The sequence below is a fragment of the Kribbella sp. NPDC026611 genome (assembly GCF_040638345.1).
Classification (GTDB): domain Bacteria; phylum Actinomycetota; class Actinomycetes; order Propionibacteriales; family Kribbellaceae; genus Kribbella.
This window is the reverse complement of record NZ_JBEZYC010000001.1, coordinates 1,073,813-1,099,534: the sequence shown is the minus strand read 5'-3', so window position 1 is coordinate 1,099,534 and position 25,722 is coordinate 1,073,813. Positions and strand designations below refer to the sequence as shown.

Below are 25,722 nucleotides of genomic sequence, written 5' to 3'. Positions count from 1 at the left end.
GCCGACTGGGCTCTACCGGCTTACGGGAGGTAGTAGTTCGGGTTCGGGAGCTTGAAGGTGCGGTCGGCGAAGCCGCCCTTGAGGTCGGAGAACTGGTCGCCGAAGTTGGCGACGATCTCGTAGCCGAGCGACTCGATGTGCGCGCGGGTGGCCGACTTGTAGTGGATCGTCGTACAGGCGCCGTTCGGGTCGGCGGCGCACGCCTGCCTCAGGTAGTCCGGGTAGTCCGCGAGGGCGGGCTTGGTGAACAGGCCGTCCTCACCGTTGCGCAGCGGGGTCGGGTCCGGGTAGCCGGCGTCGACGCCCACACCGTCGGACGTCAGGTTGCCGAGCGTGGCCTTCTCCTGCGCGGCACCGCGGCCGGTCAGGAAGAAGATCGCGTACCCCTCGCGCTGGGCGGTCTTCGCCAGGTCGACCATGCCCGGTACGGCGGGGAACTTCTGGTTCAGCACGAAGTCCGCGTTCGTGGTCGGGTTGAACGCCCAGTTGCTGGCGATCTCGTAGTTCCACGTGGCCAGCGAGGTGTCGTCGACGTCCAGCAGGATCGCCTTGGTCCGCCGCGTGTGGTGCGGCACCGAGATCCAGCGCTTGCCGGCGGCCGCGACCGAGCGGGCCTCCTTGGCGTAGTTGCTGTCGTCGGCGAAGGCGCCGGAGCCGAGCGGATCGCCGTAGTAGTTGCGCAGCTGCTGACGCAGTACGTCGATGTTCGTGACCTGCTTCTCGCTCCGCGGCGTCGACGTCTGGATCGCCGGCTGCTGCGCCGCAACGCCGGCCGAGTACGCGACGCCCCCGATGACCGATGTCATTGCGACGGCGGCAACGCTGGTCAGAACGGCCCGGCGGGACGGCCGGCGCCAGGAACGGATGCCCATGGTGACCCCTTCGGAAAACAGATGGCTTTGCGTCAGCAAACTAACCCAGGCCGGGCCGCGATCGACGCAGGCCGGTGGGATTCCAGGGGAATCCTGCGTTCAGACAGATTTCACGTACCGGTGGCACGGCACCGGTAGCGTTCCGGAGTCGACTGCTGCCTCGTAGTCGAACGCTCCGCCATCCGTCCAGCCACTGCGCTCGTAGAAACGGCGAGCACGCGCGTTGCCGGTCGCAACCGCCAACCAGGCCTCGCCGTACCCACCAGCCCGCACCAATTCTTCGGCCGCACCGAGGAGTACGCCGGCCACCCCGGACCCCCGGTGGTCACGGGACACGTACACCTGCTCGACCTCGTCCCCCACCACCATCACGAATCCCGCTACCTCGTCCCCCACGACAGCAACGGTCGTGTCCGCGATCCGCTCGGCGGCCCGGGCCCAGAACGATTCCTCGGTCCGCACTGCCACCAGCTCGTCCGGAACATGTCCGAGATGCCCGTCCCGCCACCCGTCGTACCAGATCCGGGCCACCGCGTCGGAGTCGTCCGCACCGGCCCTCCGGAGCTCTACAGTCATGCCGATCAGCGTAAGCACCGAGAGGGACCGGCAGCCGATGACGACGCCACTGGATCCATACCATCCGCTCGTACCGTGGACGCAGACGATCGTCGACGCAGTCCGGGACAAGGTACGGCGCCACATCCGGTGGCGTGGCGTCGAGGTCGTCGTCCTGCCCGACGACCACCCCGGCGTGGACCGGGTGTCGGCTCTGCGCGCTGCCAACGGACCGGTCGCCCTGCCGCAGCTACTCGCCGACGTGGTCCGGGACGCCCGAACCCGCGCCGACGAGTTGCACCCGTTCTGGGACAACAAGCTGCTCGTCGAGGCGACCGGGGTGGTGATGTCGCAGGCCGCAGCGCTGAGCAGCCCGGAGGTTGCTCCAGTCGGAGATCTGCCTCAGCCCACTCCCGGCGCCGATGCAGCGCGCCGGCAGCGGGCAGGCGACAGCGGGCTCTTCCTGCCGGAGGCCGAGCTGGACATCGGTCTCGGCGATGTCTGGACGCAGCAGCACCTGCCCGAGCTCTGGCCGAAGCTGGAGTCCGCCTGGCTCGCCGGTACGGAGGACCGTCCGGACCTCACCTTCGCCGGGCGGGACCCCGCGGCAGCGAAGGCCACGCGCGCGCTGCTGACCGAGATCGTCCGCCAGCAGGGCGACGGCAAGCCCGTCGAGGCCGAGGACTACGCCGCACTGTCCGACTCGCTGCTGTCGACCACGCCGGGTTGGCGCTGGGACGAGATCGTGTCCCTGCTGCCGGGCACCGACGAACTGTCCGAAACCGACCGCTGGCGGTCCCCCGACACGCTTCGCGTCGGTTTCCACGACGCGGTGCAGAACCACAACCCCCGGCTCGCCACCGACGCGGTTCGGGCGGTGGCGGAGCGGGCTGACCCACTGTTGCGACGGCTCGTCGACGATCCTGCGATCGGTCGGCCGCGGCTCGTCGCAGGTGGCGGTGATGCCGGTCGTGGCGCCGTGTGGAGCTCCACCTTCCGGCACGGCCGCGGGCAGCAGGAGCGTTAGTCGGGGTCGTAGGCGAGGTTGGGGCGGAGCCAGCGCTCGACCTCGGCGACCGGCAGGTTCCGCCGTACGGCGTAGTCCTCGATCTGATCCCGGCCAAGACGGCCGACGCTGAAGTAGCGCGCGGCCGGGCTGGCGAAGATCAGGCCGCTGACCGCGGCGGCCGGGGTCATCGCGAAGGACTCCGTGAGGCCCAGGCCGATCTTCTCGGCCTCGAGCAGGTCGAAGAGGTCCTGCTTCTCGCTGTGGTCGGGGCTGGCCGGATAGCCGAGCGCTGGGCGGATACCCCGGAAGCGTTCGGCGTGCAGGTCCTCGAGCACGGGCTCGGCGTCCGGCTCGAACCACGCCTTGCGCGCCTCCAGGTGGATCCACTCGGCGAACGCCTCGGCCAAGCGGTCGGCCAGTGCCTTCACCATGATCGAGCGGTAGTCGTCGTTGCGTTCCTCGTACGACTTCGCCAGCGCTTCGGCACCGTGGATCGCGACCCCGAACCCGCCGAGGTGGTCGCCCGCCGGCGCGATGTAGTCCGCGAGGCACCGGTTGTGCCGCCCGGCCGGCTTCTCGGTCTGCTGCCGCAGCATCGGGAAGGTCCGGTCGATCCCGTCGAGGACGATGTCGTCGCCCTCGCTGTGCGCCGGCCAGAACCCGTACACGCCCTCGGCCGTGAACGACCCGTTCGCGATGATCTCGTCCAGCAGCGTGTTCGCGTCGTCGAACAGCTCGCGGGCGACCGGCTGGTCGAGGATCGCCGGGTACTTGCCCTTCAGCTCCCAGGCCAGGAACAGGAACTGCCAGTCGATCAGCTCGCGCAGCGTCGCGATCGACGGCGTCACCCGGCGCAGGCCGGTGAAGTCCGGCACCGGCAGCTCGCCGTACTCGACCGGCTCCCGGTTGGCGCGCGCCTCGGCGAGCTTCAGCAGCGGGCTGCGCTGCTTGTTCGCGTGCTGCTCGCGGAGCCGGTCCTGCTCCAGACTGTTGCTCTTGGCAAGCTCTTCGGCGCGCTCGGGGTCGAGCAGGTCGGACACCACACCGACCACCCTGGAGGCGTCCAGCACATGCACCGTGGTCTGGTTGTACGCCGGAGCGATCCGGACCGCGGTGTGCTGCTTCGACGTCGTCGCACCACCGATCAGCAGCGGCAGCTTCAGCCCGCGCCGCTCCATCTCGGCGGCGACCGACACCATCTCGTCCAGCGACGGGGTGATCAGCCCGGACAGGCCGACCGCGTCCGCACCCTCGGCCACCGCGGTGTCGAGGATCCGGGCCGCCGGCACCATCACGCCGAGGTCGATCACCTCGTAGTTGTTGCAGCCGAGCACCACGCCGACGATGTTCTTGCCGATGTCGTGGACGTCGCCCTTGACCGTGGCCAGCACGACCTTGCCCTGGCCGCGGACCATCTCCTCGCGGCCTTCGCGGCGGGCCTGCTCCTTCTCCTCCTCCATGAACGGCTCGAGGTAGGCGACCGAGCGCTTCATCACCCGGGCGCTCTTCACCACCTGCGGCAGGAACATCTTGCCCGCGCCGAACAGGTCGCCGACGATCTTCATCCCGGCCATCAGCGGACCCTCGATCACCTCGAGCGGTCGCGGCAGCTGCTGCCGGGCCTCCTCGGTGTCGGCCTCGATGTAGTCCACGATGCCGTGCACGAGCGCGTGCGACAGCCGCTCCTCGACCGTCCCCTCCCGCCACGACAGGTCGATCTCGCGCTGCTTGCCCTTGCCCTTCACGTTCTCGGCGAAGGCGACCAGGCGGTCGGTGGCGTCGTCGCGACGGTTGAAGATGACGTCCTCGACCAGCTCCAGCAGGTCCTTCGGGATGTCCTCGTAGACCGCGAGCTGGCCCGCGTTCACGATGCCCATGTCCAGCCCGGCCTTGCCCGCGTGGTACAGGAACGCCGAGTGCATGGCCTCGCGGACGATGTCGTTCCCGCGGAAGGAGAACGACAGGTTCGAGATGCCGCCGCTGAGGTGGACTCCCGGGCAACGCTCCTTGATCAGCGGCAACGCGTCGATGAAGTTCTTCGCGTACCCGTTGTGCTCGGACATACCGGTCGCGACGGCCAGCACGTTCGGGTCGAAGATGATGTCCTCGGCCGGGAAGCCGATCCCGGTCAGCAGGTCGTACGCGCGGCCGCAGATCGCCACCTTGCGCTCGACGGTGTCCGCCTGGCCCTGCTCGTCGAACGCCATCACCACCGCGCCGGCACCGTACGCCATGATCCGGCGGGCCCGGTCGAGGAACTCCTCCTCGCCCTCCTTGAGGCTGATCGAGTTGACCACGCCCTTGCCCTGCACGCACTTCAGGCCGGCCTCGAGTACCGACCACTTCGAGCTGTCGATCATGATCGGGATCCGGGCCACCTCGGGCTCGGTCGCAATCAGGTTCAGGAACGTGGTCATCGCCTGCTCGCTGTCGAGCAGGTCGGCGTCCATGTTCACGTCCAGCAGGTTCGCGCCGCCGCGGACCTGCTCGAGTGCCACGTCGACCGCGGCCTGGTAGTTGTCGCTCTCGACCAGCCGGCGGAACTTCGCCGACCCGGTCACGTTGGTCCGCTCGCCGATCATCACGAACCCGGTGTCCGGCGCGATCCGGAACGGCTCGAGCCCGGAGAACCGGGTTGTGTGATCGGGCGATACGACGGTCCGCGGGGTCATGCCGCGCACCGAGTCGGCGATCTGCTTGATGTGCGCGGGCGTCGTACCGCAGCAGCCGCCGACGATGTTGACCAGGCCGGACGCGGCGAACTCGTGCAGCAGGCTCGAGGTCTCCTCGGGCGTCTCGTCGTACCCGCCGAAGGCGTTCGGGAGGCCTGCGTTCGGGTGCGAGGCGACGTACGTGTCGGCGAACCGGGCCAGGTCGGCCACGTGTGGGCGCAGCTGGGCGGCGCCGAGCGAGCAGTTCACGCCGACGACGAGTGGGTCGGCGTGCTCGATGGAGCTCCAGAACGCCTCGATGGTCTGGCCGGAGAGCGTGCGGCCGCTGAGGTCGACGATGGTGACCGAGATCCACAGCGGGAGGTGCGGCGCCACCTCGCGGGCGGCGGCGACGGCGGCCTTCGCGTTCAGGGTGTCGAAGATGGTCTCGATCAGCAGTAGGTCGACGCCGCCCTCGGCGAGCGCCGCGATCTGCTCGGCATACGTGGCCTTGACCTTCTCGAAGGTGACCGCGCGGTACGCCGGGTCCTCGACGCGCGGGCTCAGCGAGAGCGTGACGTTCAGCGGGCCGATCGAACCGGCCACGAACTTCGGGCTGTCTGGGGTGGCGAACTCGTCGGCCGCCTGCCGGGCCAGCTTGGCGGCGGCGAGGTTCATCTCGCGGACGTAGTCCTGCAGGCCGTAGTCGGCCTGGCCGATGCTGGTCGCGGTGAACGTGTTCGTGGTCGTGATGTCGGCGCCGGCCGCCAGGTACTGCCGGTGGACGTCGAGGATCACGTCCGGCCGGGTCAGGTTGACCAGGTCCGGGTCGCCGGTGACGTCGTGGGTGTGGTCGCCGAACCGGTCGCCCGTGAAGTCCTCGGGCTTGAGCTTGGCGTTCTGCAGCATCGTGCCCCAGGCACCGTCGAGCACGACGATCCGCTGATCCAGCAGCTCGCGCAGCGCGGTCTCACTCATCTGCCGTCCCCTCCAGAAACGATCTCCGGAGGCGCCCTTGCAGGGTGCACGCGGGCCTCGCCGTGGTGCACTCAGGTCGAGCGTGGCGGACCCGGGGCCCGTTGCAGCGCCTCTCGGCCTGGATCGTCCATGCTAGCGGCGGCACTGCCGGTAACCAGCACCTCAGATCACATTCTAAGACGGTGTCTCAAGGCGTGATCAGGGCTTGGAGTCCCGGTGCGTAGAGGCCGACGACCTGGTCCAGGTCGGCGGTGGCGATCGGGCCGGTCTTGTCGATCGCGATCGCGGCGCCGAGACCGAGCAGCTGGCCGGTGACCAGAGCGGCCCGCAGTTCGGCGTCCGCGCCGCTCAACCGGGCGGCGAAGGCGCGGGTGACCTGGTCGCGGAAGTGCTCGCGGATCTGGGCCCGCTCGTCACCCTTGCCGGCTGCGAACACGACCCGGACGAGCAGGTCCTGGTCGTTCTCCCTGCGGTACTCGACCAGGGTCCGGACGGCGTGCTCGCCGAGCCGCTCGTTCGGCGCTTGCAGCAGCAGCTGGGCCGCCTCGCTGAAGTCGGCGACCTTCTCAAAGAGCGCTTCCTTGCTGCCGTAGTACTTGACGATCAGGGCGGCGCTGACGCCGGCGTCCGCGGCGACCCCGCGCAGCGTGACCGCGTCGTACGGCTCGCGGGCGAACGCCTTGCGCGCCGCCCGCAGGATCGTCGTCCGCCCCTGGTCGGTCACGTCGCCGGCACCTCGACCGGCACCGGCTCGGGCCTGCGGGCCGGGATGAACAGCACCAGGCCGGCGGCGGCTACGGCGGCGATCCCGGCGATCACGAAGACGATCAGGTACGCCGACAGCGCCGGCGCGACCTGACCCGCGCGGGTGATCGTCACGCCGGCCAGCACGCTGGCGACGATCGTGCTGCAGATCGCCTGCCCGATCGTGCGCATCAGCGTGTTCAGGCCGTTCGCGGCCGCGGTTTCGGTCACTGGCACAGCATGCATGATCAGGGCGGGCAGCGCCGAGTACGCGACGGCGGTTCCGGCCGACACCACGGTCGCGCCGAGGACGATCGCGGGGATGTTCGAGCTGGTGAACAGGCGGACGACGTACCCCGCCGCCATGATCAGGGACGCGATCCCGAGCGTGAACCGGGGTCCGCGGGCCTTCGAGATCCGGGCGGACACCGGCGACAGGAACACCATCGCGACACCGCCGGGCAGCAGGCACAGTCCGCTGACCACGATGGATTCGCCCAGTCCGTAGCCGGTCCAGGTGGGCTCCTGGACGAGCTGCGCGGTGCTCAGGGAGTTGGCGTAGAAGGCGAAGCCGATCAGGAGCGCGCCGAGGTTGGTGAACAGGACGCCGGGGCGGGCGGAGACCCTCAGGTCCACGAGCGGGCTCTTGGTACGGAGCTCGTACCAGCCCCAGAGCGGGATCATCGCGACGGCTGCGACGTACAGAATGATCAGGGTGGTCGGACTCCAGCTGCTGCTCTTGGAGACGGCGAGCAGGACGCAGACCAGGAATGCGCTCAGGCCGAGCGCGCCGAGGATGTCGAAGCGACCGCTGGTGCGGACCGCCGACTCCGGGACGATCAGGAGGACCAGGACCACGTCGAGCACGCCGAGGCCGAGGTTGATCCAGAACATCGTGTGCCAGTTCGCGTACTCGACGACGAGGGTGGCGGCCGGGATGCCGAACGCGGCGCCGATGCCGAGGGTCGAGCTCATGATCGCGATCGACGGGATCACCCGGGCCGGCGGGAGCTCGTCGCGGAGGATGCTGATGCCGAGCGGTACGACGGCCACCGCCGCGCCCTGGAATGCGCGCCCGACGATCAGCACACTCAGCGCGGAGCTGCTCGCGCAGAGCAGCGACCCGATCACCATCGAGCCGAGCGCGATCAGGAGGACGCGGCGCTTGCCGTACATGTCGCCCGCGCGCCCGAGCAGCGGGGTGAAGACCGCGCCGGTCAGCAGGGTGATGGTGATCAGCCAGCTCACGTCTGCGATCGAGCTGTGCGTAATCCGCGGGAGGCTGGGCAGCAGCGGTACGACGATGGTCTGACTGATCGAGACGAGCACACCACAACAGGCGAGCGCAGCCAGAATCAGCCGCGGGTGAGCGGCGGGCCGGACGGTCAAGGCGAATCCTCACGAGGGTGAACAGGCGTTTACCGCTCTAGGGTAAACGACCGTTCACACCGACGCGATCGGACCAGGCGAAACCACCGCGCACAACAAACTCACCCCACCCCACTCGGCATTCGGCCTCACCGCCCCGACAACACCTCAAAAGCTTCGGGTGGAGAGGTAACCGGCGTACGCGTGCGATCGGGCCCGGTGGGGGCCGGGCCCGATCGGTTTCGGTCCGCTCAGCGAGGGGGTGGCGCTGGGGTCAGCGGACCGGGCCGGTGATGAGCTCGATGGTGGCCTTGTGCGACTGGCCGGACTGGTCGGTCCAGCCGACCTCGACCTTGTCGCCGGGGTGCTGCTTGTTCAGGAGCTCGGACAGGGTGTCGGGCGAGTCGACCGTGTGGCCGGCGAAGGAGGTGATGACGTCGCCCGCGGTGATGCCGGCGTCGTCGGCCTTGCCGTCTGCCAGGACGTCGCCGACCACGGCTCCCGTCGTACCTTCGCTGGTCACGACCGAGATGCCGAGCATCGCGGAGGCGCCGATGTGGACGGTGCTCGAGGACTTGCCGTTCTCGATCTGGTGGGCGATGTCGATTGCCTGGTTGATGGGGATCGCGTAGCCCTGGGTGGTGGCTCCGGTGCCGTCGCCGTTGCCGTCGCTGTTGCCGAAGCCGCCCTGGCCATTGCCGTTGCCCTGGCCGTCGCTCGGGCCGTTGCCCTGGTCGCCGTTGCCTTCGTTGAAGCCGGGGAACCCGTTGCCGTTACCGTCGCCCCACCCGGCCAGGCTCGCGATCGACGTGGCTCCGCTGGTCGCCGACGTCTGGCCGGGCCGTCCTTGGCCGCCGTTGTTGCCGTTGCCGCCGGCCACGTCCACGCCGACGACCTCGCCGTTCGCGTTGACCAGTGGGCCGCCGGAGTCGCCGGCCTGGATGTTCGCGTTGGTCTCGATCAGGTTGGTGAGGTTCTCCGGGTCCTGGCCGTTCTCGTCGGTCGCGGTGATCGCCTGGTTCAGCCCGGTCACGCTGCCGGCCGCGTAGCTCGGCGCACCGCCCACACCACCCGCGTTGCCGACGCCGACCACCTGGTCACCGAGCTTGACCTGGTCCGAGTTTCCGGTCTTCGCGGTCTGCAGCCCAGACGCGTCCTTCAGCTTCAGGACGGCGATGTCGTGCGCCTCGTCGTACCCGACGACACTCGCGCTGTACGTCTTCCCGTTGCCGATGTCCGTGACGGTGATCGAGGTCGCGCCTTCGATCACGTGGTGGTTGGTGAGGATCTCGCCGTCCGCGGTGAGCACGATGCCGGTGCCGGCCGCCCGCGCGCCTTCGAACCCGAGCACGGTGTTCACGTCGACCAGGCCGGGTGAGACCTTGGCCGCCACGGACGCCGCGTCGAACGCCTGCTGGGACAGCTGCGAGCTGTGCGCGCCACTCCGCTGATCGATGCCCCAGGCAACCGATCCGGCGACGAGCACGGCCGCCATCCCGAGCGCCGCCGCGCCGAACAACCGCCGCCCACGCCGCTTCGGCGGCGGCGGCGTGAACGGGTGCCCGTACGGCGGGAATCCACCGTACGGCGGCTGCCCACCGCCGTACTGGCCGCTGCTGTACTGGCCTCCGCCGTACTGGCCATCGCCGTACTGGCCGCCGAAGTACGGTCCGGCCTGCTGCCCGCCGTAGTACGGCCCAGCTTGCGGAGCGCCGTACGCGCTCGGCTGCTGCTGTCCGCCGTACTGCGGCGGCTGCGGCTGCACGCCCTGCGGCGGCTGCGGCTGTTCGCCTGCCGGTGTGCCCTGTTGTCCAGCGCCCTCGTTCATTGGTCTTGCCCTCCTCGGCCCAGTTCCCTCTGCTACGAGTAGAGCTCGCGAGGCTGAGAACTCCATCGGGCGAACCAAGGAATCAGCTGAGAATCTTCTGCACCGCCACCACCACAGCCCGGCGTCGGATGATCGCGTTCGGTACCGACTCGCCGTACTCCGGATTCATCGACGTCCAGCTGGTCGCGACCGCCTGGATCAGCGCGAGCAGGCTGACCGGGGAGAACACCCGCGGCACCACGCGGCGGCGCATCCCCTTCTGCAGATCGTCCAACCGGCTCTGGTTGACGGCGATGATCGCCTCGAGTGGCTGCCCATCGGGTCGCTCGAGCCGGTACCAGGTCGAGAGCCGAAGCCGGTCCGGGTGCGCCTCGAAGTAGTCGAATACCCGACCCGCGTACGCCGGCAGGTCATCGACGTCGAAGCCGACCTCGTCGAGGTAGAGCTCCACCGAGTGACTGAAGACGGCGTCGAACAACTGGTCCTTGTTCCCGAAGTAGGCATAGAGCATCGCCTTGTTACAACCCGCCACCTCGGCGATCCGGTTGATCCGCGCACCCCCGATCCCCCGAGCCGCAAACTCCTCAGTAGCCGCGGCCAGAATGCGCGCCCGAGTCCGATCCGAGTTCCGCTGCTGCATACAAGCCAGCGTAGCAACCAACCGGTTGGTTGTGATCTAACCAACTGGTTGGTTAGTCTGCGGAATATATCCAACCGGTTGGTTAGTTAGGGTGAGTATGAGCAGAACATGGTTGATCACTGGTAGTTCACGGGGGTTGGGTCGGGCGCTGGCTGAGGCGGTGCTCGGGGGTGGGGATCGGGTGGTGGCTACGGCGCGTACGCCGGAGCAGCTCGAGGATCTGGTGGCGAAGTACGGCGAGCAGGTGCGGGCCGTTGCGCTGGATGTGACGGATGCGGCGGCGGCGCGGACCGCGGTGCGGACCGCGGTGGATGCGTTCGGTGGACTGGATGTGGTGGCGAACAACGCCGGCTACGCGAACAGTGCGCCGATCGAGGAGACGCCGGACGAGGACTTCCGGGCGCAGATCGAGACGAACCTGTTCGGGCTGGTGAACGTGACGAAGGCGGCGCTGCCGGTGTTCCGGGAGCAGCGGTCGGGGCACTTCCTGCAGTTCTCGTCGATCGGTGGGCGGGTCGGCGGGACACCTGGGATGGGGGCCTATCAGACGGCGAAGTTTGCGGTCGAGGGGTTCTCCGAGGTGCTGAACAACGAGGTCAAACCGTTCGGCGTGAAGGTCACCATCGTCGAGCCCGGCGCGTTCCGCACCGACTGGGGCGGCTCGTCGATGCAGCTCGCGGAGGTCCACCCTGACTACGACTCGACCGTCGGTCAGATGAACCGCTACCGCGCGGAAACCGACGGCACCCAGGCAGGCGACCCGACCCGAGCAGCCCAAGCAATCCTCGCGGTAGTCGCACTCGACGAGCCGCCGCTACGTCTGCTGCTGGGCAAGGACGCCTTGACCCACGCCGAGCGGGCATCCAAGTCCCGGGCGGAGGAGGCAGCGGCCTGGGCCCACCTCACCACCTCCACCGACTACGAATGATCTTGCTGCTTCACCCCACCCGCAGCCCCAGGACCGAGCAAGAAGCTCGGCCCTGGGCGGTGCATCCCACCAGTACCCGGCAGGACGCGCTGGCAGCCGCCCGGTGAGTAGCCGGGCGGCGCGAGCTGCGTACAGCTGGCGAGCTGGGTCGGGTACAGCTGCTGCCCCGGGTCGCGAGCAGCTGGTAAGCCGGGTGGGGTGAGCTGGTGAGCCAGGTGCGCTAGGTGGTGCGCGCTTGCGGTGTAGCCGCGGTTTGCAGTGCTGGACGGGGGAGCCGACGGGCGGCGCGCTCGTGCGGGTTAGCGGAGGGGGCTGAAGAATTCTCGGACGTCGGTCAGCAACAGGTCGGGGGCTTCTAGGGCTAGGAAGTGGCCGCCTTGGGCTTCTAGGTCGGTCCAGCGGGTGATGTTGTTGGAGTGTTCGCAGTAGCGGCGGATGGCTACGTCGTGGGCGGAGATCAGGGCCGCTGTGGGGACGCCGGAGTTGGGGCGGGTCCAGGACTTGGGTTGGGCGTAGCCGATGTACGCCGCGGAGCCGGCCGTGCCGGTGAGCCAGTAGAGCATCACGTTGGTGAGGATCCGGTCCTTGCTGATGATCTCCTCGGGCAACGTCTCCGCCGGATACGTCCACGCGCGGAACTTGTCCATGATCCACGCCAGCTGCCCCACGGGTGAGTCGGTCAGTCCGTACGCCAGCGTCTGCGGCCGCGTGGACTGGATGGCGATGTAGCCGAACTCCTCCTTCATGAAGCGAGCGATCCGCGCCATCCGATCCTGCTCCAAAGGAGTCAGCGACCGCAGCTCGTCCTCCGGCAGCTCCAGCGGCGGCAGGTTCGGCCCGCCGTTCGTGTGCACGCCGACCACAGCAGACGGCGCCGCCCGCCCGACCTCCGGCGACACCGAGCCGCCGAGGTCGCCACCCTGTACGCCGTACCGCGTGTACCCGAGCCGGTTCATCAGCTCGGCCCACGCCCGCCCGATCCGCTCGAAGGTCCACCCCGCGTCAGTCGTAGGCCCGGAGAACCCAAACCCGGGCAGCGACGGGATCACCACATGGAACGCGTCGGCAGCCGACCCACCATGAGCGACCGGGTCCGTCAGCGGCCCGATCACGTCCAGGAACTCGGCCACCGACCCCGGCCACCCATGCGTCAGCAGCAGCGGCAGCGCGTCCGGCTCGGCCGACCGGATGTGCAGGAAGTAGATCTGCTGCCCGTCGATCTCGGTGGTGAACTGCGAGTACGAGTTGAACTCCTTCTCCGCCGCCCGCCAGTCGTACGACGTATGCCAGTAGTCGACCAGCGAGGACAGCCAGGAGACGGGTACGCCGGTGTCCCAGTCGTCGCCGGGCAACGCAGCGGGCAGTCGCGCAGCAGCCAGCCGCGCGTGCAGGTCGTCGAGGGTGCTCTGCGGGATATCCATCGTGAAGGGCTTGATCATGTTCCACAGCCTGTCAGTCGGCTAGGACACCTTCAGTCCTAACCAGCAGGCAGAATACAGAACATGCTCGAAACCTCCGCACGCCTCCTCAAACTCCTGAGCCTCCTGCAGCAGCCGAAGGAGTGGAGCGGCTCCGCGCTGGCGGACGAGCTCGGCATCGGCGTCCGGACGGTTCGGCGGGACGTCGACAAGTTGCGCAACCTTGGCTACCCAGTCGATGCGGTGCCCGGCGTAGCTGGCTACAGGTTGGGCGCCGGGGCTGCGCTGCCACCGCTGCTTCTGGACGACGAGGAAGCGGTCGCCGTGGCAGTCGGCCTCCGCGCAGCAGCAGCCGGCAGCGTGGCGGGCGTCGAGGAGTCTTCCGTCCGCGCGCTGACCAAGCTCGAGCAGGTCCTCCCGTCCCGGCTGAGGCACCGCATCAAGCTCCTCCAGGACATCACCGTCACCCCCGCGGGCGGCCCGTCCGTCCAGCCCGACGTACTCCTCGCGGTGGCAGCCGCATCCAGAGACCACCACCGCCTCCGCTTCGACTACCGCAACCACGACGGTACGGCGACCACGCGCACCACCGAGCCGCACCGCCTCGTCCACACCGGCCGCCGCTGGTACCTCGTCGCCTGGGACCTCGACCGCGACGACTGGCGAACCTTCCGCCTCGACCGGCTGGAGCCGCGGATCCCCACCGGCCCCCGTTTCACCCCGCGCGACGACGTACCGGACCTCGACCGAACCACTCGCGGCGTGGCGTCCGGCGCCTACCGCTACCAGGCCCGCGTCCTCGTCCACGCCTCAGCCGAGCAGGTGGCCGACCGCTTCGCACCGACCGTCGCCACCGTGACTCCGGTAGACGAGGCAACAACCCTCCTCGAGGCCGGCGCCAACTCCCTCGACGAGCTGGCCTTCTACCTGGGCCTCGCCGGCCACCCCTTCGAGATCCTCGAGCCGCCCGAGCTGATGGACCACATCCGAAAGCTCGCGACGCGCTTGACAGCCTCCGTACCGCCGGAGTGAGCGGTAGCGTTCTCGCATGGCGATCGCCGGGGTGGATGATCGGTACGTCGACACAGTGCTGGGCCGGATCCGCTTGCGGGTCGGTGGCTCAGGTCCGGTCATGCTGTTCTGGCCGAGTCTGCTGATGGACGGGACGCTCTGGACCGCGCAGGCCGAGCACTTCATCGACCGCTACCAGGTCGTGCTCGTCGACCCGCCCGGCCACGGCGACAGCGAGCTGCTCACCAAACCGTTCACCTTCGACCAGTGCGCCGAGGTGATCAAAGCGATCGCGGACGACCTGCAAGCATCAAGAATCCATGTCGTCGGCAACAGCTGGGGCGGCATGATCGGCGGCACCTTCGCCGCGCGCTACCCGGACCGGATCAGCACGGCCGTCCTGATGAACGCGACCGCCTCCCCCGCCGGCCGCAGACAACGCCTCGAGTACGGCGTACTCACGCGATCCGCCCAGCTCCTCGGCGGGATCCGCCGCCCGCTCACCGGCCCGGTCCGGGACGCCTTCCTCGGCCCGACCGCGAAACGCGAGAAGCCGGAAGTCGTTGCCACGGTCAACGAGCTGGCACAGAAGGTGAACATCAGGTCCGGACGGCACGCGGTGACCAGCGTCGTCCCGCACCGCCCGGACCAGCGAGAACTCTTCGGCACGATCCAAGCGCCCGTTCTGGTGGTCGCGGGCGCCGAGGACAAGACGTTCCCGGTCGCCGAGAGCGAGGAGATGGCCGACTCCATCCCGGGCGCGCGTTTCGTCGTACTCGAGCAGTCGGCGCACCTGGCCGCGCTCGAGTCCCCGAAAGAAGTCAACGCCCTGATCGACGACTTTCTCGCCGACCAGGGCGTCTGACTACCCAGCTGTTGTTCAGTGCCGGCTGACGACCGCCCCGGACTTCGGGTCGAGGATCAGCTTGTCCTTGCTCGGGCGCTGCCAGAAGTTGAACATGCTGTTCAGGCTGCCGGCGCGCTGGTCGAACGAGTGGTCACCGATCCGCCCGGTCCGCCAGTTGTCCTCGATGAACTTCAGCACCGAGCTCTGGTCGGTCAGCGAGTGGTCGACGTGGTTGGTCTTCGCGTACGGCGAGACCACCAGCAGCGGCAGGCGCGGGCCGTAGCCGCAGCGGTCGGCGTACCCACCGGAGACCAGGCCCTTGCCGCAGGTCGCGGCCTGGTCGAGCGCCGGGTCGTTGGAGCCGTTCACCATCGGCGACTTCGCGTGGTCGTACCAGCCGTCGGAGTCGTCGTAGGCCAGGACGACCGCGGTCGACGACCACTCCTTGGACTTCTGCAGCTGGTTGATCTCGCGCACGATGAACGCCTGCTCGTCCAGCGGGTCGGAGTACCCCGCGTGGCCGTCCTGGTACTCGCCGGCCTTCAGGAAGCTGACCGCCGGCAGGTTGTTCGCCGCGACGGCCGCGTCGAAGTCCGACGTGTCGTACTGGTGGTTGGCCTGGTCGGTGTAGCCGATCGCCCGCACCGAGCTCGGCGGCAGGTGCTTCGGGTTCGACGTGGACTTGTAGTACTGGAACGGCGAGTGGTGCGGGCTGTAGTCGTTGGACGTGTTGCCGCCGATGTTGGCGTGCTTCGCGCCGCAGACGGCCTTGCCGTTGCTGGTCGAGGTCGGCTTGAAGCCGCCCTGGAACCAGCCCCAGGTGACGTGCTTCTGGTTCAGCAGGTCACCGATGTTCTGCCCGTGCATCACGGCCAGGTTGTTGGTCGAGGCGCCGTTGTTGTTCGAGCAGTCGTCGTAGAACGGGTCGGGGTCGTTGGTGATGGTCCCGATGCCGTTCTGGTCCGGCGACTGGACGGCGTACGCGTCCGTGGTGGGCTGGCCGGTCTTCGGGTCGAAGGCCTGGGCGCCGTGGGTCTGACCGGCGATCAGGTTCAGCGCACCCGGGGTCGACGGGCCGTACACGGTGTTGAACGAGTTGTCGTTCAGCGAGTAGTGCTGGGCGTAGTTCCACATCGCCGTGACCGTGTTGCCGTCGTAGTAGTCCATCACCAGCCCCGGCTCGCCGAACAGGATCGGCTGGCCGGTGCACTTGTCGGTCTCGGTGAACTCGACGAACTTGTCGTTCTTGCCGCCGTCGGCGGCCTTCTGCTCCGGACCGTAGCCGTGGTTCTGGTCGCAGGTCAGCGCCTGCGACGGCGCCAGCCGCTTCGGGTTGTAGGCGTTCGGGTTGTTCGTCAGCAGCTGCCTGGTCAGCCCGTTGACCTTCGGCGTGTGCCGCGCGGCCGTGAACGGCGTACCGTTCTCGTTGGTCGCCTTCGGGTACGTGCCGAAGTAGTGGTCGAACGAGATGTTCTCGCCGAAGATGACCACCACGTGCTGGATCGGGGTGGTCGTGCGGACCGTGTGGTACGACGCCGCGACGTTGGCCAGCTGGTCCGTCGCCGCGTTGTTCTGCTGATGAGTGTCGCCGCTGCAACCGGCGGCCAGCACCAAGCCGGTCGCGGCCACGGTGGCCGTGGCGGCGACACGGAGTCTTGCGCGCATGCCTTCTCCTCCTGGGTAAATCATGCGAGCAACGACCGCCCGAAGTGGTCGTTGCCGTCCCGAACACCGGGAAGCACAAAGAAATAGCCGCCACCGACCGGCCGGATGTAGTCGACGAGAGGTTCGTCGATCAGCCGGGTCTGGACGGCTTCGAACTGCCGGGCGATGTCCTGCTGGTAGCAGCAGAACAACAGGCCCAGGTCCAGGTCACCGACGGCGTCGGTGCCCCGGTCGTAGTTGTAGCCACGGCGCAGGAACTGGCTCGCGGCCGTGGCCGGGGTCCGCGGGTTGGCCATCCGGATGTGGCTGGTCAGTGGGATCGCGCCGCCGGTCGGGTCGCCCGCATAGTTCGGGATATCGGTCTCGTGGTTGCCGTCCAGCGGCGCACCGGAGTCTCGTCGCCGGCCGAACATGTTCTCCTGCTCACCGAGCGACACCCGGTCCCAGAACTCGACCAGCATCCGGATCTGCCGCAGCACCTGGTAGCTGCCGCCCTCGGTCCAGGCCGGCTCGCCGTTGCCCTTGCCGACCCACACGAGTTTGTCGTGATCCGAGGCGGCGGGTTTCACGATGCCGTCCTTGAAGCCCATCAGGTTGCGCTGCGCACCGGACGGCCGCGGCGGGTTCTGGAAGCCGTCGACCCGCCAGCGCAGCTGCATCGCGCCGCGCGTGTGCCGGGCGATGTCCCGCAGCGCATGCAGCACGGTGTCAGACTCGGTCGCGCACAGCTGCAGGCTCAGGTCCCCGTGACACTGGCTCTCGTCCAGGCTGTCGTTGGGGAACTCCTTCATCGGCTTCAACTTCGCCGGCTTGCTCGACTGCAGTCCGTACCGCGCGTCAAACAGCGAAGCGCCGACCCCGACGGTGACGGTCAGGTCGTCGCCAGGCATGTCCGGTCCGAGTACGCCGGAATCGGCCGGCGGACCGGTGATCCCCAGCGGCGGCAGCGCGCCGCCCGCGGTCAGCAGCCGCGCCCGCTCAGTGAGAGTCTTGAACAGCTCCGCCAGCTCGGCTTTGTCAGCGGCGATCACGTCGAACGACGCGAAGATCGCCTGCTTCTGCGGATCGGTGGTGATACCAGCTTGATGTACGCCGTGGAACGGTACGGCGGCCGTCGTCGCCGCGTCGGCGGTCAGCCCGGCCACCGCCGAAGTACCAGCGCCCGCGACAGCGGCCGCACCGGCGCCGGCCAGCGCACCGCGTAGGAAGGACCGGCGGCCGACGTCGCTCATGAGGTCCTCCGGACGTCGCAGATGGCGGCGACCGGGGCGAGCGACTCCAGCAGCTCGCCGACCGCACCGTTGAGCTGTTCCCGCGTAGTCCGGTCCAGCTGACCAACCGGGGTCGTCTTGTGCGCGGTGAGCAGCACGCGCACGCGACCTTCCCACTTCTGCACGTCGGTCAGTCCGGGGTACCGAGACTTCAGCACCGGGTCGAGGATGGCGAGCACCTTCGCCGTACCGTCGAGGTTGGCCAGCGCGGTGTTGAGCGACGTACCGCTGCCCTGATCGTTCTCGCCGGTCAGCTCGAACTGCAAGGCGTTCTCCATGATCTCGTGGGCGCGCAGCCCGAGATCGTTCGGATCGACCTGCTCGTTGGGCAGGTCAGCCTGCAGGCCGTGGACGTCGACGGCAAGCTGGTCCGCAATCGGCTTCAGCGAAGCGGCGGACGCGTTGTGCCACAGGCCCTTCTCCAGCGGGTGGAAGCCGGCCGAGCCGTCGATCTTGTCGGCGAAGTCGCCGAACGCGTCGTACGCCGCACCGAGCGAGTTGTACGCCAGGTGCGCGGGCAGCCAGTCCGCTCGCGCGGCGACCAGATTGCCGCCGTCCACGTCGGCGCGCAGCTTGTCGGTCTTGACGACCAACTGGGCGACGCCGGTGGCGACTACGGCCTCGTACTGCTTGACCAACGGCAGCATGTCGTTCTTGGTGACCGGCACCACGGCTGGTCCGCCCTGGTCCGAACCAGTCACCGTGACGCTCGGTCCGGTGATCGCATCGGTGTCCTCGATCAGGCAGCGGATCGCGTACCGGCCGGCGCCGAGCTGCACGTCCATCGGCGCGCTCGTGTTCGGCCCGAGGCCTTCGACCTCGCCGTACACCTTGTTGCTGCCGAGCTCGACCAGGTCGACCTCCGCGGGCGCGTCGCCGGTGTTGTGTACGACGAGTGTCTGCCGTCCGGTCTTCACGTCGGTCAGGCCCTGGCCGCACTGGCTGCGGGACACGCTGATCCCGGCCGGCGCACTGGCCGCGTCCGCCGCCGAGGAGCCCTGCCAGGGCCGCCAGATCGCCAATGCCACGACCGCGCCTACGGCGACCAGCGAGACTGCCGCCGGCAGCGGACGGGGAGTGCGCACGAGATGTTGCTCCTGAGGCTTGGCAGATCTATTCGCCGCCGATACTAATCCTGCCGCTCCCGGGGACAAGCCTTGTTGGCCCGCTCGTCACCCAGTGTTCGCCCTAGCGGCGGGCCGGTACCGGGGTGCGAGACAGGTCCGAGGCGACCACGATCTCGCCGTCGAACTCGGCCGCGGCTTCGCTGAGAAAACGCTCAGGCTCCAAGTAGCGCTGGGAAAAGTGGGTCAGGACCAGTTTGCGGACGCCACACTCGGCCGCGACGCGCGCGGCCTGCCGGGCGGTCAAATGCCCGAAACGACGGGCCAAATCGGCTTCCGACGAGAGGTACGTCGACTCGATCACCAGCAGGTCCGCGTTCTCGGCCAACCGCAGGACGTTCTCGCACAGCCGGGTGTCCATGATGAACGCGAACCGCTGGCCGGGCCGCGGTTCGCTGACCTCCTCGACCCGGACCGTCCGGCCGTTCACCTCCAGGACACCGGCCTGCTGGAGCCGGCCGATGGCCGGGCCAACGATGCCCAAGGCAGCTAATTTGTCGGGCCGCATCCGGCGCCCGTCCGGCTCGATCAACTGGTAGCCAAATGATTCCACCGAGTGCTCGAGCCGCCGCGCCCACAGCTGCCCGAACGGGCCTACCGACAGCAGCCCGTCCTCCTCGATCGGCTCCTCCAGCAGCTCGGCCCGCTCGAAGAACGAGGCGGCGTACCGGAGCCGGGTGAAGTACTTCTGCCCCGACGCCGGATAGTGCGCCCGCACCGGATGCGGTACGCCGTCCAGCGACAACCGCTGCACGATCCCGGGGACGCCGAGGCAGTGGTCGCCGTGGAAGTGCGTCACGCACAGCCGCGTGATCGCGCCGGCCGAGACCCCGGCGTACAGCATCTGCCGCTGCGTCCCCTCACCCGGATCGAACAGGAACCCCTCGTCGTCCCAGCGCAGGAAGTAACCGTTCTGCGTCCGCTCCCGGGAGGGCACCTGGCTCCCGGTGCCGAGCACAACGAGTTCACGCACCCGCCCAAGCTAACGCAGGGCCGCCTCGAACGCCGACCGGAATTCCGCCACGTGTGCCGGCTCCCAGATCAGCGGCGGCCTGATCTTCAGCACTCCGCCGCCCGGACCAGTCGTCCCAACCAGTACGCCGTGCCCCCGCAACCGCTCGGCGAAGTCCGCCGCGCCGGGCAGCTCGACGCCGATCATCAGCCCCTGGCCGCGCACCGGCAGATCCGGCACCAGCGCCTCGATGGTCGACTTCAGCAGCGCACCGACCTCGCCGGACCGGGTGACGAGCTCGTTCTGCTCGATCACGTCCAGCACGGTCAGCGCGGCGACGCACGAGACCGGATTCCCGCCGAAGGTGCTGAAGTACTCGTCCACGCGGGTGAAGGCCTCCGCGATCTCCCGCCGGGTGACGAGCGCCGCGACCGGGTGCCCGTTGCCCATCGGCTTGCCGAGCGTGACGAAGTCCGGGGTCAGTCCGAAGTCCTCGAACCGCCACAGGTGCCGCCCGCCGCGGCCGAAACCGGCCTGGACCTCGTCGGCGAGGAACAACCCGCCGCTCTCGTGCGCCTCGTCCTGGAGGCCACGCATGAACGAGGCATCCGGCGTCAGGATCCCCGCGCTGCTGAACACGCTGTCGACCGCGAGCAGCGCCAAATCATGCCCGGCCGACTGCAGAGCAGTGCGGGCCGCCCGGACCCGCTCACCAGCCGCGATTCCGTCATCCGCTGGGTCCCGCGGCGCCTCGAACACCGCGACATGCGGCGGGCGCGCGCTCGCCGGGTAGGTGTTGGTCGAGAACGCCGCCGTCGCCTCGCTGACTCCGTGGTACGCGAGATCGGCGACGACCGCTCCACTCCGTCCGCTGACCACGCGCGCCATCCGCCAGGCGAGGTCGTTCGCCTCGCTCCCGGAGTTCGCGAACACGCACGTGTCCAGCCCGTCCGGCATCGACGCCACCAGCCGCTCGGCCAGCTCGACCACGTTCGGATGCAGGTACCGCGAGTTCAGGTTGAGTACGGCGGCCTGCCGCGACAGCGCCTGGACGACCGCCGGATGCGCGTGCCCGACGACCGGAACGTTGTTGTAGGCATCGAGGTACCGGCGACCGTCCGCGGTGTGGATCCACGCACCCGCGGCCCGGGCGACCTGCAACGGCTGCCGGTAGAACAGCGGTGACAGCTGACCACCGAGCGCGGCCTGCCGACGTTCCAGCAGCGTCGGGTCGGCGGCCGTGGAGACGCGAGACGTCCCGCACAGGCGATGAAAGCGATGCGCCAGCTCAGCACGCGGAAGCTCCGCCAAGTGGTCGAGGATCCGCCAGCTTCCCGCTACCAGGCTGGTCAGGTACTCCTCGTTGTCCGGGTAGAGCGGCGCCCGCCACGCCGAGATCAGCACGCTCGCCACCGAGCGGGCCAGGACCAGCTCCCCGATCAGTTCGACCTCGGGCGGCTCCAGCGGCAGGACCCGCTGGTAGCCGTCGAGGAACCGTCCAGCGTCGGCCCACAGGTCGTCGGACTCCCGCAGCAGCGAGGTCAGGCTGATCGCGAGCTCGGCGACGCGCGCCGTGTGGTGCATGTCCCCGAAGTCGATCACGCCCGTGATCGCGCCGTCCCGCATCAGCACATTGCTCAACGTCACATCGCCGTGGAGCACCCCGGCAGGCAGCGCGCGGGTCGCGGCATCGAGCCCTTCGAACCGATCGAGCAGCTTCCGCACCGGCTCGCGCCGACGCTCCTCGGGCAGCCGATCGGCGTACGCCGTGAGGCTCGTGACGACCCGCGGATCCCAGTCCAGTCGTCGGTACGCCGCCGGATGTCCGAAGCCCTGCATCGCCCCTGTCAGCCGGGCCGACATCGCCCCGAAGGCAGCCGCGAACCAGCCAGGCAACGCGATCAGATCGGCAACCTCTCCGGGCATCATCGTCATCACCCGCACCAGATGCTTCCGACCGTCCGCGGCCTCGACGGTCCCGACCGCGCGCCCATCCAGATCAGCGAGCACGCGCGGGATCGGCAGCCCGGCATCGACCGAGGCGACGTGGTCCATCGCGGCGCACTCCATCGCGACCTGGTCCGCGTCGTCGCCGGTGTTCGACACCTTGACCACCAGCCGCTGCCCGTCGGCAACGGCCAGGAAGTTCCGGTCCCGTTCGCTGCGCAGCTCGGTCACCTCGGCATCAAGCCCGTACCCGGACCGCAGCAGCTCTGCCGCGGCCCGAACGTCGACGTCCGGCGGATCCTCGATCATGCTCGGCGTCCGCACCACCTGGCTCACAGCACGGCCTCGGAGAACACCGGGCTCTGTCCACGAATCCCCAGCGGCACCAGCGGTTCGAGGTACTCCGGTACGCCGTCCGAACCGATCCGGAACGGCGCGTCGTGCCCGGGATGAACCACGTCCGCCAGCTTGGTCACGCGTTCGACCGAGGCGTTCGCCCGGCGCCGGTCGTACGGGTGGCCGGATGCGGCTCCAGCTCGCAGCACCGCGGCCGTCGGTACGGCGTCGGCGCTGAGCACCGCCGTCCCGAAGCCGGTGTCGACGGCGAGGCCGATCGACCCGGGCGTGTGGCCGGGCAGCTCGAGCACCTCGACACCGGACATCGGCTGGTCACCTTCCTTCGTGATCCGGACGTCCAGGTTCTCGAGCAGGCGGCGGGTCCAGCGCGGCGTACCGAGGTCGTGCGCGGGCGGGCTGACCAGGTTGTCCAATTCGTCGGGGTGCAGCAGCACCCGGGCGTTGCGGAAGAGGTCGACGTTCTGCACGTGGTCCCAGTGAACGTGCGAGAGCACGACCGTGCAGATGTCCCCGGGCTGGAGCCCGTGCGCGGCGAGGGCCTCGAGCAACTGCCGGCGCCGGCCGACGTGACCGCAGTCGAACAGCAGACAGTGGCCGTCGCTCTCCACCAGGTGGACCGAGCAGAAGGCCGGATTGCCTTGTGCGGTGCTCAACGAGTAGCCGTTGAGCAGCGGGATGAGCGTCGTGATCATCAGCTCCTCCTCGACGGATTGGTGGTGCGGCGGCGCCCCGGGCGCGGGTTATGAGCACGCAAGGCCCGGGACGCCGCCGGCTCAGGTGAGGGCCAGTGGTCCGGCCTCGATCAGCAGCGACGGCGTCACGACACTGTCCATGAAGGTCTGGTCGCCGAGCTCCCGGACCGCACCGACCGCCAGCACCGCGTTCAGCACCTCGTCCATCCGGAACGTGAAACGCACTTGCGGGTGCCAGGCGACCAACTTGCCGTCCTCGGCCCAGTACGTCGCGTCCCGGGTGGTCCCGGTGACCAGCGTCTGCTTCGGGTGCAGGACCCGGAGGTAGTCGAGCCGGTTGACCACCAGACCGCTGCCGCACTCCGCGAGCAGCTCGTCCTCGGTCGCGTCACCGGCGTCGAGCAACAAGTACGACGGGACCGGGTCGCCGCCGAACCGCCAGCCGTCCGGCACCGCATGACCGGTCGGTACGCCGCCGGTCAGCCCGGCCCGGCGCCGGTCCGAGACCACGCCCGTGAGTACGCCGTGCTCGATCAACGGCGTCCGGCGCCGAACGTTGCCTTCAGCATCGAATCCGCTGAGCAGTCCGGCCGGATCCGTCGCGTCGTCGATCAGCGTGAGCTGCTCGCTCACCACCTGCTCGCCGAGCCGTCCGGCCAGCACTGATCGGCCGCTCGCGTAGTGCTGCGCGCCGAGCGCCCAGTGCCCGAAGGTAGCGATCAGCGTGTTCACGGCACTCGGTTTGAGCAGCACACGGCAGGTGCCACGGAAGTTCTCGCGCACCGGCAGCGGACGTAGTGCCGCCCGCAACCGGTCCGGGATCGTGTCGATCGCGATCAGGTCGGCGTCGCGGTGCACGAGCTTGACGCTCGCGGACTGCCCGTCCTGTTTCGCGATCGCCTGGATCGATGCCTTGGTCAACGTCTCGGACCGGAACAGCCCGTCCGCGTCGGCAACCACCCGATCCAGTACGTCGTACCTGATCGCGCCGCCGAGCCGCGCGGTAGCATCGAGGCCGTCGCGCACGGTGGTGAACCAGACGTGCCGTACGGCGGGATCGCAGTCGACGATCGACTGCGCCGGCTCGACCACGAACTGCTCGTCGTCCGCGCCATCCACAACGGTGAGCCGATCCTCCGTAGGAGATGCAGGAAGGTCGGCGAGCGCGGCCTTCAGCCGGCCGGCGAGGACGTCGACGGCCGTGGGATCGAGGGTCTCCAGCGTTCCCCCAGCGCTTCGGCCGTCCCGGTTGACCTTCACCCGGACGCGCAGCCTGCGTTCGCTGTGCTGGGCGGTGATCTCGGACTCGGCGTACCGGAGCAGGTCGGCGTTCTCGCCGAGCACGTCCAGGCGGGTGCCTGGTCCGAGGATGCGCAGCGCCTGCTCGACGTCGGTCCGCTCGATGCTCATCGTCCCACCTGCACCTTCTGGAAACGGCCCGGAACGGTGCCGTGGCCGACATGAGCCACCTGCAGCGGCTCGCCCTTGTTGCACGACGGGACGCCGTGCACCCGCCACTCGTCCGGACCGCCGAGGGCGTCCAGACCAGCCCAGAACTGCGGCGTGACGCTCTGGTAGCTGCAGTTCTTCAGCAGCCGGCCGAGCTTGCCGTCGCGGATCTCCCAGCCGAGCTCGGTGGTGAAGCGGAACGACATCCGCTGGTCGTCGATCGAGAAGCCGCGGTTGGTGTCGACCAGGATGCCGCGCTTGGTGCCGGCGATCATCTCCTCGAGCGAGGACTCCCCCGGCTCCAGGCAGATGTTCGTCATCCGTACCAGCGGCAGCCGCTGCCAGCCGTCGGCCCGGGACGCGCCGGTCGGCTGATCACCGAGCGCGGCGGCGGATTCCCGGCCGGACATGTAGCCGAGGAAAATGCCGTCCTTGATCAGTTGGGTTCGCTGGGCCGGCACGCCCTCGTCGTCGTACCCGAAGGAACCCAGGCCGCCGGGGATGGTGGCATCGGCGTACGCCGAGACGATCGGCGAACCCCAGCGGAAGTTGCCGCGGCGCTCCGGGGTCGCGTAGGTGCCACCGGCGAGGCTGGCTTCGGTCCCGAGCGCGCGGTCGGCCTCCATCGGGTGGCCGGCGCACTCGTGCAGGACCATCGCCAACTGGTTGCCACCGGCAATGAGAGTGGTGACCTCGTCCGGGCACTGCGGGGCAGTCAGCAATGCGACTGCTTCGGACGCGACCCGGGCCGCGTTATCCACCAGGCCCAGCGACTCGACGTGCTCCCAGCCGGCGGTGGCGAAGTCGCCGCGCTGGCCGCGGATCTGCCGTGGGACACCCTGCGGGAAGGACCGCCGTTGCAGGTCCTCACCGTTGCCGGCGTTGACCATCAGGCCGCCGCCGCTCTCGGTCAGGGTCTGCTCGACCAGCGCACCTTCCGTGTTCGCGAACACCTTCTCGTCGCGGTAGAAGTCGACCGAGGCCTCAATCTGCTGCACCAGCGGACCGGCCGTCGACGCTTCCTTCACGGCCGCGGACAGCAGGTCGAGCTTGGTCGGCAGCGCGACCTCGAAGGGGTCGATCCGCATCGGCGAGGACCAGGTGGCGCGGGTCGTCACCGGCTCGCCCAGCGCGACGTGGCCGCCGCCACCGGTGGCGCGGGCCTGGCCGACGGCCTGCGCGATGACGGCGTCGAGGCCGTTCGGGTCGAGCCGGTGGGTGGCAGCGAAACCCCAGTGGCCGCCGATCAGGACACGCAGCCCGAGGCCGAGCGAGTCGTCGTACCCGACCTCGCCGGGGCCGTCGAGCTCGACGAGAACCTGCTCGTGGGTACGCCGGACCACCCGGACGTCGCCGTACTGGACGTCGGCAGGCAGCAGGGCCAGCACGGTCTCGGCGGTGTCGCGCATCGGTTGA

At 69.1% G+C, this 25,722-nt stretch carries 20 protein-coding genes; 4 read left to right on the top strand and 16 right to left on the bottom strand.

Going from position 1 to position 25,722, the window contains the following annotated elements:
• Positions 1 to 20: 20 nt before the first annotated feature.
• Together AB0E69_RS05485 and AB0E69_RS05480 are read right to left on the bottom strand one after the other, a co-directional pair.
• The gene (locus tag AB0E69_RS05485; protein ID WP_360139936.1) at positions 21 to 872 is read right to left on the bottom strand and encodes an HAD family acid phosphatase; all 852 of its coding nucleotides are present in this window, start codon (positions 870 to 872) and stop codon (positions 21 to 23) included.
• A 99-nt stretch (positions 873 to 971) separates the two neighbouring features.
• On the bottom strand, positions 972 to 1,448 hold the full coding sequence (locus AB0E69_RS05480; protein WP_360139933.1) for a GNAT family N-acetyltransferase: 477 nt from the start codon (positions 1,446 to 1,448) through the stop codon (positions 972 to 974).
• Between the two features lie 37 nt (positions 1,449 to 1,485).
• Between AB0E69_RS05480 and AB0E69_RS05475 the strand changes: the two genes are divergently transcribed.
• Entirely contained in the window at positions 1,486 to 2,454 is a 969-nt protein-coding gene (locus tag AB0E69_RS05475) for a hypothetical protein (RefSeq protein WP_360139930.1), read from the top strand.
• Here the strand turns inward: AB0E69_RS05475 and metH are convergent.
• The 5 genes from metH to AB0E69_RS05450 all read right to left on the bottom strand — a co-directional run bounded on the left by metH (position 2,451) and on the right by AB0E69_RS05450 (position 10,645).
• Positions 2,451 to 6,065, bottom strand: a complete 3,615-nt coding sequence (gene metH / locus AB0E69_RS05470) for a methionine synthase (protein WP_360139927.1) — start codon at positions 6,063 to 6,065, stop codon at positions 2,451 to 2,453. The genes AB0E69_RS05475 and metH overlap by 4 nt on opposite strands.
• A gap of 187 nt (positions 6,066 to 6,252) precedes the next feature.
• Positions 6,253 to 6,789, bottom strand: coding sequence for a TetR family transcriptional regulator (locus tag AB0E69_RS05465; protein WP_360139924.1), 537 nt, complete (start codon positions 6,787 to 6,789; stop codon positions 6,253 to 6,255).
• The gene (locus AB0E69_RS05460) at positions 6,786 to 8,198 is read right to left on the bottom strand and encodes an MFS transporter (RefSeq protein WP_360139921.1); all 1,413 of its coding nucleotides are present in this window, start codon (positions 8,196 to 8,198) and stop codon (positions 6,786 to 6,788) included. The genes AB0E69_RS05465 and AB0E69_RS05460 overlap by 4 nt, the downstream gene beginning before the upstream one ends.
• Positions 8,199 to 8,451: 253 nt before the next feature.
• Complete coding sequence (locus AB0E69_RS05455; RefSeq protein WP_360139918.1) at positions 8,452 to 10,005, bottom strand: trypsin-like peptidase domain-containing protein; 1,554 nt, start codon at positions 10,003 to 10,005, stop codon at positions 8,452 to 8,454.
• An 82-nt stretch (positions 10,006 to 10,087) separates the two neighbouring features.
• A complete protein-coding gene (locus AB0E69_RS05450; protein ID WP_360139915.1) occupies positions 10,088 to 10,645 on the bottom strand; it encodes a TetR family transcriptional regulator in 558 nt (185 codons plus the stop codon).
• A gap of 97 nt (positions 10,646 to 10,742) precedes the next feature.
• On the opposite strand from AB0E69_RS05450, the gene AB0E69_RS05445 reads away from it, so the two are divergent.
• Complete coding sequence (locus AB0E69_RS05445) at positions 10,743 to 11,573, top strand: oxidoreductase (RefSeq protein ID WP_360139912.1); 831 nt, start codon at positions 10,743 to 10,745, stop codon at positions 11,571 to 11,573.
• 299 nt (positions 11,574 to 11,872) lie between these two features.
• Here AB0E69_RS05445 and AB0E69_RS05440 read toward each other — a convergent pair whose 3' ends face one another.
• Positions 11,873 to 13,012, bottom strand: coding sequence for an epoxide hydrolase family protein (locus AB0E69_RS05440; RefSeq protein WP_360139909.1), 1,140 nt, complete (start codon positions 13,010 to 13,012; stop codon positions 11,873 to 11,875).
• Between the two features lie 63 nt (positions 13,013 to 13,075).
• On the opposite strand from AB0E69_RS05440, the gene AB0E69_RS05435 reads away from it, so the two are divergent.
• Complete coding sequence (locus AB0E69_RS05435) at positions 13,076 to 14,023, top strand: YafY family protein (RefSeq protein WP_360139906.1); 948 nt, start codon at positions 13,076 to 13,078, stop codon at positions 14,021 to 14,023.
• Between the two features lie 16 nt (positions 14,024 to 14,039).
• Positions 14,040 to 14,867, top strand: coding sequence for an alpha/beta hydrolase (locus tag AB0E69_RS05430; RefSeq protein ID WP_360139903.1), 828 nt, complete (start codon positions 14,040 to 14,042; stop codon positions 14,865 to 14,867).
• A gap of 15 nt (positions 14,868 to 14,882) precedes the next feature.
• Here the strand turns inward: AB0E69_RS05430 and AB0E69_RS05425 are convergent, their stop codons facing one another.
• From AB0E69_RS05425 to AB0E69_RS05390, 8 genes are all read right to left on the bottom strand, one after another.
• Positions 14,883 to 16,514, bottom strand: coding sequence for an alkaline phosphatase family protein (locus AB0E69_RS05425; protein ID WP_360139900.1), 1,632 nt, complete (start codon positions 16,512 to 16,514; stop codon positions 14,883 to 14,885).
• Positions 16,515 to 16,534: 20 nt separating this feature from the next.
• Positions 16,535 to 17,746, bottom strand: a complete 1,212-nt coding sequence (gene efeB, locus AB0E69_RS05420; RefSeq protein ID WP_360139897.1) for an iron uptake transporter deferrochelatase/peroxidase subunit — start codon at positions 17,744 to 17,746, stop codon at positions 16,535 to 16,537.
• Entirely contained in the window at positions 17,743 to 18,870 is a 1,128-nt protein-coding gene (locus AB0E69_RS05415; protein ID WP_360139894.1) for an EfeM/EfeO family lipoprotein, read from the bottom strand. The genes efeB and AB0E69_RS05415 overlap by 4 nt, the downstream gene beginning before the upstream one ends.
• A 103-nt stretch (positions 18,871 to 18,973) precedes the next feature.
• Positions 18,974 to 19,882, bottom strand: coding sequence for a ribonuclease Z (locus tag AB0E69_RS05410; protein WP_360139891.1), 909 nt, complete (start codon positions 19,880 to 19,882; stop codon positions 18,974 to 18,976).
• A 9-nt stretch (positions 19,883 to 19,891) separates the two neighbouring features.
• The gene (locus AB0E69_RS05405; RefSeq protein WP_360139888.1) at positions 19,892 to 22,144 is read right to left on the bottom strand and encodes an aminotransferase class III-fold pyridoxal phosphate-dependent enzyme; all 2,253 of its coding nucleotides are present in this window, start codon (positions 22,142 to 22,144) and stop codon (positions 19,892 to 19,894) included.
• Positions 22,141 to 22,857 (bottom strand): MBL fold metallo-hydrolase, encoded by a 717-nt coding sequence (locus AB0E69_RS05400; protein ID WP_360139885.1) that lies wholly within the window; start codon positions 22,855 to 22,857, stop codon positions 22,141 to 22,143. Before AB0E69_RS05400 ends, AB0E69_RS05405 begins: the two co-directional genes overlap by 4 nt.
• An 81-nt stretch (positions 22,858 to 22,938) precedes the next feature.
• Positions 22,939 to 24,267, bottom strand: coding sequence for a metallopeptidase TldD-related protein (locus AB0E69_RS05395; protein ID WP_360139882.1), 1,329 nt, complete (start codon positions 24,265 to 24,267; stop codon positions 22,939 to 22,941).
• Entirely contained in the window at positions 24,264 to 25,715 is a 1,452-nt protein-coding gene (locus tag AB0E69_RS05390) for a TldD/PmbA family protein (RefSeq protein ID WP_360139879.1), read from the bottom strand. Before AB0E69_RS05390 ends, AB0E69_RS05395 begins: the two co-directional genes overlap by 4 nt.
• Positions 25,716 to 25,722 lie beyond the last annotated feature (7 nt).